This window comes from Borrelia persica No12, assembly GCF_000500045.1.
Lineage (GTDB): Bacteria > Spirochaetota > Spirochaetia > Borreliales > Borreliaceae > Borrelia > Borrelia persica.
On the sequence record NZ_AYOT01000121.1, the window covers coordinates 1 to 11,947 of the forward strand.

An 11,947-nucleotide genomic window follows, 5' to 3' on the forward strand; every position below is an offset into this window, starting at 1 on the left:
GTGTCCTTTAGTTCTAGCCAAATCCGCAGTTTTTCCCCAATAATTCCAATAAGCTTCTACTTTATCCACTTCTGCCTGAGCCTTAATACGAATCGGATTCTAAAGCCTTAAGTTTTTTTTCACGTTCTAACTCAAGCTTCTTAGAATTCTCTGCATTAGTTAGTTTTTCAGTCTCTGTATTTTTCTTAGTTTTATATTCACTTTCAACTTGAGTAAAACGCCTCTGAAATTCTTCACCAGATATTTGCCCCTTGCGTTGAGCCTCTTTTAAAAAATCAATCTCTTTACTATACTGATCATCAAGCTCTGATAATTTTTCTTTTCTCATTGCAATTTCTTTATCAAACCCTTCTTCAAGTCGCATAAGCTCGATCTCACTTCGTTTTTCTAATGCTTCTAAATCTTTGTCTCTCTGTTCTTCTATAGCTTTGATTCTCTCAGCTTCAAAACCTTTAAAAAGTCCCACAGTAAAACTCAAAACAGAAGAAGCCACTGCTTCCCAAGGCCCAAAACTCGATAGCACATCCTTTAAAAAATCTAGCAATGCATTAGTCGCAGTATCTGCAGAATAATTGAAAATGTTAGAAAAAGTACTCAAATTCAGGAATTACTTCATATAATAAAGAATGCAAAAGATATCATCTACAGCTACATTTTTAGGTATTAAGGCGCATATAAAGCTTGTAAAGCACAATCTTCTAAATCAAATTAATATAAAAGTCGTTTAAAAAAAGTTTTTCTAACATTGTTTTTAATGTTAGAAAAACTTAAAATATGTTTTGTGCTTTCTAAGTTGTTATTCAATTTATAAATAATGATTATAATATTAAAGAGTCCTTTATTCTCTTCCCAACATTACTGCAACAGCATAAATGAAATAAATAAAAAACAAATAAAATGCACAACACATGATAACATAATGAATTTAAACTTTACTCTCCTAAAATTATTCATTCATCTAAAATCTAGCCTACCACATTAAAATCATTTGTGTTTTTAGCCGAAGAAATGAAAAGAAAGTCTTCAAAATTACTTGATAAAGTGAACTCCATAATGCTGGACACTAGTGATGAAAACATTAAAAATAATTTTAATAACAAATCTTCACAAAAACATCTACTAAAATTAAGAGAAAAAGTAGGCAATATGAGTTTAATTATAAAGGTTATTAGTATACTAGTATTAATAAAGGAACTCTTCTCTTGTTTTGTTAGGCACGTAGTGAATGTTTCCTTATTAAGTGAAATGATTTAAAATGTTTCTTTTTATATTTTTAAGCATTCATTTCTCATTAACAAATGAAGTTCTGAGACTATAAGAAAAGAATATCGTAAGGTGTTTAGATTGATATATTTTTTTTAGTAAGAAGTGACCTTGATGACATGTAAGGCTTCTTTGACATTATCCTCCAATTCTTTAACATACCTATTTGAAGTTTCAGCACATTGTTTTGCGGATTCTTCAATTATTGTCTCACATTTTTTGATAATTTCATTTGATGAGTGATTATTTTCTAATATTCTTCTTATCCAATTTTCAGGAATTTGTCCTGTACTTATTGCTTGTTCTAATGTATATGCATTATTTGATCATGTTATTAATTGCGGTTTCTGTATTGTATTTCAATGACTGATATATTCGTTTTGTTTCCTGAGGCCAATGTTTTACAGAAGATATTTTACTTTGAGCTTGTTTGCTTAATTGCTCAACTTTCATCTTTTTGGTTTGACTCCAATTACTACTGCTGTACCTTGATTTGTCAATACTGCCTTAACGTTATTTGCTTCTTTCTCCAATTGTAAAACCTTATTGTAAAGATTTTCCATTTCTAGGATTGTTTTTGATGTAATTTGAATAATTTCTTTACATTTTTTTTCTAATTCTTTAGATTCATTAATTTGCTTATCTAAATATGCTTTGGTTTCTTGACTGAGGATAGGGCTGTGACTATGAGGATTACTTGCAAGTGCTTGCTTTTCTTTTTCATAAATTACTTGTTCTCGTTTTGCTTGAATATTGTAATTAATTAGATCTCTTTCTAGCTTGAGTAGAATGTCATGATTAAACTTTTCATTCATTGAGTCGGTTTTTTGCTTATTAAATCGCAAGATATAAATATAAAAAGAATCAGGCTAAGTATTAGTGTTTTTATCATTTTTTAATTCCTCTTTTCTTGAAAAGATACACCTTTTAAGATTAATTAGAATTATTAGTCTAAGATTCTGGACAATTTTTGTTACAATTTTTATATTTTATATAATCCTTATTATAGAACTTAATGAATGTGTTTGATTTTATAGTTTACATATAGAAATTAAGATTGTGGTGTTGTGTTGTTGGGACTTTTAAAGTCTAAAATGAGTAGAAAAAGGAGAATTATAAGAAGTAGAAGTAACAACATCAAATAAGATAAAACTTCAGAATCTGCAGATACAGCAGCTACAGGAAGTAGTGGAGCAAAATAATAAAGAATTATCAATTAATATCAGTGCTAAATAAATAATTTAGTTTCAAAATAAGTTTATTTAAAGGAAACACTTCTCTTATTCTATGTGAAATAGACAGTTAAGGTGTTTTCTTTTTTAATTAACTTATTTTTATGTGTTTCTGTTAAACAAAAATGGCTATGTCAGATAGATTTGATGCACTTATTCCTACTGACTGCCCAAATTTCTATCATCATCATTATTATTAGCAACTAATTTACCATCCTTAAACAAAAAGAATAGAACTATTCCTCCACTCAATGCACCTGCTAGCTCCACATCTTGTGCTAACTGTGATCTGATTGATTTCCTCCTTTCGTAAACTTTAATGCACTTGTAGTGTGCCATTTACATTTTCTGATATTGTTGCAGCTGCATCTACTTCGAATGATTTAACAATAAGTGCCAATATTTCTTCTCCACTTACTGATGATACTATTGCTGCGGCTTTATTTCCCACTGCTGCTCCTGCTTGAGCATTTCCCTTTGATCTCTTCTCAAGATCTTCCCCTCTTTCAGATCTCTGCTTCTTTTCTCTCCAAAATTAATCCAAGAAAAAAAATGAAATCAAAATGAATAAACAAAATCCACACATGATAAATGAATGCTTAACAAAAAAGATAAAAAAATATATTAAATTACTTAAATTAACAAGAAAACATCTCCCCCTATACACCTAATTAAGAACAATAGAAGTGTTTTCTTTAAATAACTTTATTATTTCACTGATTTTTATCCATAATTATCTATTGTTGTCCATTAGCTGAAGCTTCTGATGCCTTATCTTATTACTTAATTGTAGCTAGTGTTTCATTTATCTTCTTTAAACCAATATCAACAATATTTCTTACCGCAATTATAATAAGAGTACTAAGTGCCTTGTTTACTGCACTTGATGCTATACCTTCAGCAGCATTAGCTTCTCTGTCTTCTTATCTCAAGTATCCTTTACAATAAATTTACTATCTTTTGCCATTGCTCTTAATGCTATTCCAGCTGCAATAATTGCATCCTTCTTCGCTGAATCCCCAAGTTTTTCATCATCAGAAGTACTAATACCCTTAGCCTCAATAACCTACCAATACCCTTTTTATCCTCTTCAGCCGGACTAACTACATCACTTCCCCTAATAACCAAATCAACAATCTCTTTGATTACCTCAACCAAACTCTTTACAATTCCTGCATCAGGACCATGAACACCATTAACAGAAGATTTTACTACCTGCCCAATTACTCCACCAGTAGCCACCAAAGCAAATTTCTTTGTTCCTCCCTCTATTTTTATTAACTTCTCAATACATTTTTTCATCTCATCATTTACCTTTGAATAATTTCCATTCTCATCTAAAATCTCGTTTAATTTGGCTTTCTTTGTTTGCCTAATAGATTTAATCTCACTAAAACTGTTTCCTATCTCCGATTTCTTTGCATATGCTTTTAGCCCCAATGTCTCACTCCAAAAGCAACAAAAACATCCCAAAATCCTTTCCTCAAGTCACTACAAAAATCAAAACTTGACTCTTCGCTCTTTCCTCTTCCAACAACCCATTATTAAATCATATCATCCAGCATTATCACCATACTTATCTTTATCATTTTACTCATCCTGCTTCTATCCCACTCTCTTCTCTCCTTCTTTTTTTACTTTCATTTTTTTTCTTATCTCCTTATTCTCTACTTCTAAGCTTAGAAAATCAGCAAAATAAAAATGAAATCAGAATGAATGATATACAACTTCAAACCCACTTGGTAAATTATGAACAAATGAGAAATGCTTAATAAAAAATATTAAAATGCAAAAAAAGGAAAACAATTCTCTTGGTAAAGATAAAAGTGCTTTCCTCAATTGACTTTATTATTTAGTTTCACTATTGTATTTAGAAATAGGTTGAATAGTAACAAATTCTATAACTTCAGTTCCAATAACTAGTGCTTCAAGCTTCACGATTATTGTCGCTATATCAGCAAGGATAGCAGGAAAGTAGTAAGCCCTAGCATAATTTATTACCCATGAGCTAACCTCACTACCACATCAGCTAACTTAAGAACAGCATTAACACTCTTATTGATACTGACTTTATTTAACAACAAAAAGACAAACTAAACACATCTCTAAACTCGCTTTCTACTCTCATTCCTAAATAGTTCAAATTCACTATCTACTTACTATTTACTTGGTTTATTAAACTGGTTCCTGTAAAGTAGATAATAAGAATAAAGCTAAGATATTGACTACAGATAATAAATTAGGAGCAACAGATGCATCTAAAGCGACAATAATAATTAACAACAGTTAGTAGTAAAAAAATGTTAATTCAAAATGAATCAATAAGGAAAAAGTAATGCAACACTAAAATAAGCTGCAAATACAGATGATAAAAGTACAATTTCTTTTGCAAAAGGAGGATTAATGCTAATCTAGTTCAATACCGTTAAAGCATCAACAATGACAGAAGGGATATAGCGTTACGTTCTTCCAGTATATTAACAACTTTAACTACAGTTTATTTGACCTTTGTAGTATAATCATTATACTTACTATTCTTACTATTATCAGCCTCCTTATAATTAGTAAATTTACTACCTTACTTATATTAACTCATATTTAATAATATAATTTATATAGATCACATATACTAAAAAAAGGATATCCTAAAAAAAGAAAAAGATTCCCGTCAACATCAAATAAAATAAGAATATACTGCATAAATTGAAGAATAAAAAGAACTGTAATTTGATTATAATACTTGACAAATATATCCAAAAATTTGCTCAAAATTTTTTAAGATTTCCTTCAACATAAGATTTTACTTCATAAATACACTCTTATACATTTTTTATTGCCAACCTTACCTTAACAAGCTCATCAAAATAAACCTCCAATTGTTTAACACTATTTATTATCACATCAATTAACAATGACAATGGAAGAATAAGAGTATCTTTTCTTCCATTCTTCACAATATTATTTTAAAATCTAACAATATTTATATTTTATTTAAGATCTTAATAATCTCAATATCTGCCTTGTCTACTTGAACTACTGCATCCTTTAATCTTTTTTTGTAATTACGATTTACATCTGTTAAATAGTTATATACTGCTCTTCCTATCTTAATATCACAGGAAGTAGTTCTAATACCACCTATATCATTAGCATAATCTGCTTTTATCTGATTTTTCATTTCTAATAATTTTGTCTTTCCGCTTTCAAGTAAAACAAATTGTTGTTGAAGTGTCCTTAACTCTGCAAGCTTTAAAAAAACAAGATAATCTTTTTTATCTCTTAATGTTCTAAATGAAGATAGATAATACTTTTCAGAAAATTTTGCTAACTCGTTTAAAATTCCGTATACAATAGAGACATAATCAGAAGGAGCAAATTTTTTAATATTCTTAAAAAGGACACTAAAAAATGCAAAGTTATCAGGATCATAACCAAAAGCCAAGTAGATTAATCTTCTCGCAAATGAAGACCTGTCATAATAACGATACAAAATAGTACCAGAAGGATGAACTTTGTCATAATATTGAGCTAAACAAAAAAATAGCCCCATTCCATATTGATCAGCAGGTTCAACATAATCAGGAACATCATGAACAGCAAATACTCTGTCAATTTCCGCTGAACTAGCTATGGCTTTCAACTCATGAATTAGTCTTGTTTCTTCTGGTGAATCCTCAGCTTTTTTGGTTAATTCTACGGCAATTCTCCGTCTCTCTGCCTCCTCAACTTTTTTGGCTATTTTCTCAGCTTTTTTGACTGCCTCTCCAACTTTTTTGGCTAATTCTACTGCAAGTCTTTGTCTCTCTGCCTCTTTTGCTTCTGCTGCTTCCTCAACTTTGTTGCCTATCCCTTCAGCTTTTTTGACTGCTTCTTCAACTTTTTTGGCTAACTCTACTACAAGTCTTTGTCTCTCTACTTCTTTTGCTTCTGCTACTTCCTCAACTTTATTGCCTATCCCTTCAGCTTTTTTGACTGCTTCTTCAACTTTTTTAGCTAATTCTACTACAAGTATTTGTCTCTCTGCCTCTTTTGCTTCTGCTACTTCCTCAACTTTGTTGCTTATCCCTTCAACTTTTTTGACTGTCTCTTCAACTTTTTTGGCTAATTCTACTGCAAGTCTTTGTCTCTCTGCCTCTTTTGCTTCTGCTGCTTCCTCAACTTTGTTGTTTATCCCTTCAGTTTTTTTGACTGCTTCTTCAACTTTTTCGGCTAATTCTACTATAAGTCTTTGTCTCTCTGCTTCTTTTGCTTCTGCTACTTCCTCAACTTTATTGCCTATCCCTTCAGCTTTTGTGACTGCTTCTTCAACTTTTTTAGCTAATTCTACTGCAAGTCTTTGTCTCTCTGCCTCTTTTGCTTCTGCTGCTTCCTCAACTTTGTTGTTTATCCCTTCAGTTTTTTTGACTGCTTCTTCAACTTTTTCGGCTAATTCTACTATAAGTCTTTGTCTCTCTGCCTCTTTTGCTTCTGCTGCTTCCTCAACTTTGTTGCTTATCCTTCAGCTTTTTTGACTGCTTCTTCAACTTTTTCGGCTAATTCTACTACAAGTCTTTGTCTCTCTGCCTCTTTTGCTTCTGCTGCTTCCTCAACTTTGTTGCTTATCCCTTCAGCTTTTTTGACTGCTTCTTCAACTTTTTCGGCTAATTCTACTACAAGTCTTTGTCTCTCTGCTTCTTTTGCTTCTGCTACTTTCTCAACTTTATTGCCTATCTCTTCAGCTTTTTTGACTGCTTCTTCAACTTTTTTAGCTAATTCTACTACAAGTCTTTGTCTCTCTGCTTCTTTTGCTTCTGCTACTTTCTCAACTTTATTGCCTATCTCTTCAGCTTTTTTGACTGCTTCTTCAACTTTTTTAGCTAATTCTACTGCAAGTCTTTGTCTCCCTGCCTCTTTTGCTTCTGCTGCTTCCTCAACTTTGTTGCTTATCCCTTCAGCTTTTTTGACTGCTTCTTCAACTTTTTCGGCTAATTCTACTGCAAGTCTTTATCTCTCTGCTTCTTTTGCTTCTGCTACTTCCTCAACTTTATTGCCTATCTCTTCAACTTTTTTGACTGCTTCTTCAGATTTTTTTACTGCTTCTACTGCAAGTCTTTGTCTCTCTGCTTCTTTTGCTTCTGCTTCCTTAACTTTTTTGTCTACTTCATCAGTTTCTTTTACTGATGCTTCCTCAGCTTCTTTTGATGATCCTACCGCAAGTTTTTGTCTATCTACTTCTTTTGCTATTGCTGCTTCCTCATACTTTTTGGCTGCTTCATCAGTTTCTTTTGCTGATTCTTTATATTTTTTTAGCACTTCATAAGCTTGTTTGACTGCTTCTACTACAAGTATGTGTTTTCTTCCTTGTTTTTCTGTTGCTTCCTCATATTTTTCTCGCGCTTCAAAATATTTTTTCAGTACTTCATCAAATTCTTCTGATGATTCTTGCCCTGATTTGCTGGCCGCTCTTTTTGCTATTGTTGCTTCCTCATACTTTTTGGCTGCTTCTCCAGTTTCTTTTGATGCTTCATCATACTTATCGTATGCTTCATAAGCTTTTTTAACTTCTTCTAATACAAGTCTTTGATCCTCAGTTTCTTTTACTAGCACTTCCTCATACTTTTCTCGCGCTTCAAAATATTTTTTCAGCACTTCATCAGTTTCTTTTATATATTTTTTTCGCACTCCATAAACTTTTTTGGCTTCTTTAACACTTTTTTGTTGCCTTTTAGAATATTCTTCCAAAGCTTCACCAACTATCTCAGGATATGGCACAACATTGGCAAAAAACCCTAACCCTAACTCTAAATCAAGTCGTCCACTCTCACTTAATTGTCGCTTTTCTATAGTTTTTAATATTTCATCTTTTGACATAAATATTTTCCTTATTTAAATTGAAATTTTTAATTGTATATTTATAAATGTATTATATTATATCATATATTATTAAATATTTTAAGTAAATAGAAAACCAAAAACATATTAATAATAAAATACATATACAAATATACAAAACAAAGTCATTCTCACAAAATAAACAATATTTAAAATGTACATATAATATACTTCGTCTTTTTTTTATGAAAAACACAATCCAAAAAGTAACTATTGCCCCCAGAAACCTACTACCTATTATAGATTATTTATTTTTTCTAAATTTAGAGATCCAGCAAAACAAAAATTAATAAATAACAAACCAACGAACAAAAAATCGAGAAATTGCACTTATCATCCAATTTTAAACAACAACAAACACAAAAATAGAAGTTCTTATTATGATTCACAACAACTTCTATTAACCCTTTCTAAATACTCATAACACAACTCTAATCCCTATGAAATAAGACAACACCATAAAAGAACCTTAACGCTCTCTTAACTTATTTCATGACATAAGTATCATGTTTGTAAATACCTCATTTACTCATTAGCCTTATTATCAGCACCATCATCAAACTTTTTATGCAATCATCAACATCCTTTAAACATTTATCAAATGTTCTTCTTATAGTAAATACTATCTCACTTACAGTCTCACTAACTGCTCCTATGAATACTGCATTCAATCCTTCTGCTAGCACATATGCTAATTTGCCATCCTTTGCCATCTACCTTAATGCTAAACCATCAAAATTTATTGTTTCCTTTATCTTTACTAAGATAAATTCAAAAGTAAAATAAAATAAAAATGAATGACATATAAATGGAATTAACTTGTTAAATGAACAAATAAGAAATGTTTAATAAGATATATGAGAATGCAAAAAAAGAAAACAATTATCTTCATACAGATAAAAATGCTTTCCTTAATTGACTTTATTATTTAGTTTCTCTATTTTATTTAGCAGTAGATTGAACAGCACCAGCTTCTGTAGAACACAATAATCTGAGATTATTGCTCTGAGACTATTATATTCCATTAACAGCTTCTCTTGCTTGCTCTTAATTATTACATCAAATATCCCCTAATACCTTATTTGATGCACTTATTGCTGCTGCTTTAACTGCATCATCTTCTTATTAGCAGGTTAACTAAACTTCTCATCTTGAATCATGACCTTTAATGCAACAGCTACTGCTAAGTCTACATCTGCTTTAGCAACGCCATTATCATTAGTAGTACCAACACTACCAGTAGCTAATTTTTCAAGCATAATCACCAACAACAAGGATAGCTGATGCAGCAACAGCAGTGGCATTTCGACTCTTAGCAATCATTACCATAAGCCAAATTTAACCACTTCATTTAATTGACACCCTTAACAGCTTCAATTTTACCCCCATCAACATTATTTCTTCAGATATTTAACTTTATAGCTCGTTTAACTTAATTAACCTAATACAAAAAAAGCCATCACTCTCTCCATTAACCTATTTATTAAGCTACTAAAATACCAAAAAGGAAAACAACTCTCCTGAACAAAGAAAAAAATATTTTCATTCACTGACTCTTTTATTTAATTATCTATCTGATATTATAATTTTATTATTATTATTATTTATAATTATTTTTAAGTTTTAGAACCACTCTTATCAAAATCACAGGAGTATCATTAGCATTGTATATAAAAAATCACCTTGACCAGACTAGTCAAAAGTGAAATTTTTATATACAATAAAAAATATAATCCAAAGAAAACTCAAAATCCAAACTTTGGATTAAAGGATCTTATGAATATACTACCAAAAGATGAAAAAAAATTCAAATCAAACGGCACAAAAAGCCAAGTTAAATCAATACTAAAAGGTCTTATTGACTTAAACAAATATAAAACATCACCTGAGATAAAAAATATCTCCGTATCTCAAGTCAAATTACAAATAACCAAAACACTCAAACGATATAATAGAATACTGAAGATCTATTGGGCAATAGACACTAAAAATAAAGATTATAAAAAATCAAGTGGTGTTGAAGAATACTCAGCTAGCGATATACAAAACATGGTAAGTAAAATATTAGTAAACGATGGATATAGAAAGGTATGTAAACGAACTATTGAAAGAGATATTCAAATTCTAAATGAAGTCGGATTGATTAAATCCAAAATCAGAAGGCTTGGCGTTGGCAATGGAAGCATTTCCCACTATATACAAAACATGGAATTTGTACACAGACACAAAGAAATCATTTTCGAACATCTACAAGAACGTCTCAAAGAAAATCTACAAAATAGAAGAATCGTTAGCGATTTTCACCAAAATATAAAAGATGCAATGCAACATTGGAATACAAACCCTAAAAAAAATGAAAATCCTCAAAAAGAAGAAAGTCAACCTAATTTAAATGAACATAATCAACATCAACAGAAACATACAACCGTAATGTCGCATGTACAAAATTCGCATGTAATTAATAAAGCTAATATAAGCTATAAAAAAGAAAAGAATTCTAAAGAGAACTCAGAAATGCTTATGAAAAAAGCTGATTTTTATGAAAAAAAGAAAAGGAATTGCAAAATAATGAGGAAAGATATCCAGACAAGACTGCTATCTGACTACAAAATTAGCAAAAAGTATGTGAAGCAAATAAAAGAGATGAGCAACAACGATTCGACATACATAAATGCTCTGTTAAATTTGGAGCAAGCAATAATTGATTATAGAACTGAATACAGTCTTGAAGACATTCTAGAGCACTTTTTAAAGCAATTTGCGAATAGGTATAAACACAAAGTGTGGATGATGATGAAAAGAAAAGATGGGATAATAAACGATTATGAATTAATTTGGGAAGGCAAATTTAGAGATTGGTACCCTAATAAATACAAAAAGCGATGTGTTGAAAAAACGGTCTATGGTGAAAACATATGTGTTGGAAAAAAATTTTTAGAAAAAAAAGGAAAAAAAACAAAGAAAAATTTGCAAATTTATGCAACAGAAAAGGCAGACAAAAAAGAGACAGAAGAGAAAGCAAAAAAAACGGATTTAGAAAAAAAAGAGAAACGCAGGCTAGAATTGCTGAAAAGAGAAGAATATTTACAGAGGCTTTTTAAACAGGAAGCAAAAGAAAGAGAAGAAAGACTTAGGAGGGCAGAAGAGGAGCGAGCCCATTTGAAGAACCGTGCAAAAGAAAGTATGTTGGCGAATTTGAAGAAAAACATAGGCGATAACGCACAATCAAACGAAACAGATAGTTTATTGAACAAAACGCCCCCAAACATTTTGTCTGAGTCATTGTCAAACGAGGATATTGAAGGTAAAAATGATTGTATAGAGAGTACAACAAAAAATGAAGTATCTCTTTTCAAAATTGATGAAAGGGTAGGGATGTTTAGTGAAGTTAAAGAAAGACAGATGTGTGCACAAAACCGTTCTTTAGACGGTATGATTTCTGATACATTAGAGCAAAGTATAACAGACAATACTGGTGTGAATATAATAGGTGATATATCAAATAACTCTGCACCAGACATTTCATACAGATTATTGCCTAAGATGAATATTGAATTTGAAACTAATTATGCAGGATTTAA

At 30.7% G+C, this 11,947-nt stretch carries 7 protein-coding genes and 4 pseudogenes; 2 read left to right on the top strand and 9 right to left on the bottom strand.

The features are described from left to right. Positions 1-82: 82 nt before the first annotated feature. The 6 genes and pseudogenes from U881_RS0102430 to U881_RS0102465 all read right to left on the bottom strand — a co-directional run bounded on the left by U881_RS0102430 (position 83) and on the right by U881_RS0102465 (position 6,135). Entirely contained in the window at positions 83-598 is a 516-nt protein-coding gene (locus tag U881_RS0102430) for a hypothetical protein (RefSeq protein WP_024653126.1), read from the bottom strand. Between the two features lie 1,114 nt (positions 599-1,712). After that, on the bottom strand, positions 1,713-2,078 hold the full coding sequence (locus tag U881_RS0102440) for a hypothetical protein (RefSeq protein WP_024653127.1): 366 nt from the start codon (positions 2,076-2,078) through the stop codon (positions 1,713-1,715). A gap of 559 nt (positions 2,079-2,637) precedes the next feature. After that, positions 2,638-2,982 (bottom strand): annotated as a pseudogene (locus U881_RS12205) (variable large family protein); the annotation flags it as partial. A gap of 292 nt (positions 2,983-3,274) precedes the next feature. Next, positions 3,275-3,968: pseudogene (locus U881_RS13210) on the bottom strand (variable large family protein). 1,346 nt (positions 3,969-5,314) lie between these two features. Beyond that, on the bottom strand, positions 5,315-5,449 hold the full coding sequence (locus U881_RS13505) for a hypothetical protein (protein WP_268744146.1): 135 nt from the start codon (positions 5,447-5,449) through the stop codon (positions 5,315-5,317). A gap of 26 nt (positions 5,450-5,475) precedes the next feature. Further along, a complete protein-coding gene (locus tag U881_RS0102465) occupies positions 5,476-6,135 on the bottom strand; it encodes a CRASP family complement regulator-acquiring lipoprotein (RefSeq protein WP_024653129.1) in 660 nt (219 codons plus the stop codon). Between the two features lie 112 nt (positions 6,136-6,247). On the opposite strand from U881_RS0102465, the gene U881_RS0102470 reads away from it, so the two are divergent. After that, entirely contained in the window at positions 6,248-7,006 is a 759-nt protein-coding gene (locus U881_RS0102470) for a hypothetical protein (protein WP_160164773.1), read from the top strand. 472 nt (positions 7,007-7,478) lie between these two features. Here the strand turns inward: U881_RS0102470 and U881_RS11455 are convergent, their stop codons facing one another. From U881_RS11455 to U881_RS13715, 3 genes and pseudogenes are all read right to left on the bottom strand, one after another. After that, positions 7,479-8,345 (bottom strand): hypothetical protein, encoded by an 867-nt coding sequence (locus tag U881_RS11455; protein WP_024653131.1) that lies wholly within the window; start codon positions 8,343-8,345, stop codon positions 7,479-7,481. Between the two features lie 542 nt (positions 8,346-8,887). Further along, positions 8,888-9,100, bottom strand: a pseudogene (locus U881_RS0102480) (variable large family protein); the annotation flags it as partial. A 312-nt stretch (positions 9,101-9,412) separates the two neighbouring features. Beyond that, positions 9,413-9,613: pseudogene (locus U881_RS13715) on the bottom strand (variable large family protein); the annotation flags it as partial. A 529-nt stretch (positions 9,614-10,142) separates the two neighbouring features. On the opposite strand from U881_RS13715, the gene U881_RS11460 reads away from it, so the two are divergent. Continuing rightward, on the top strand, positions 10,143-11,947 hold a 1,805-nt coding region (locus tag U881_RS11460), incomplete at its 3' end, for a plasmid maintenance protein (RefSeq protein ID WP_152520659.1).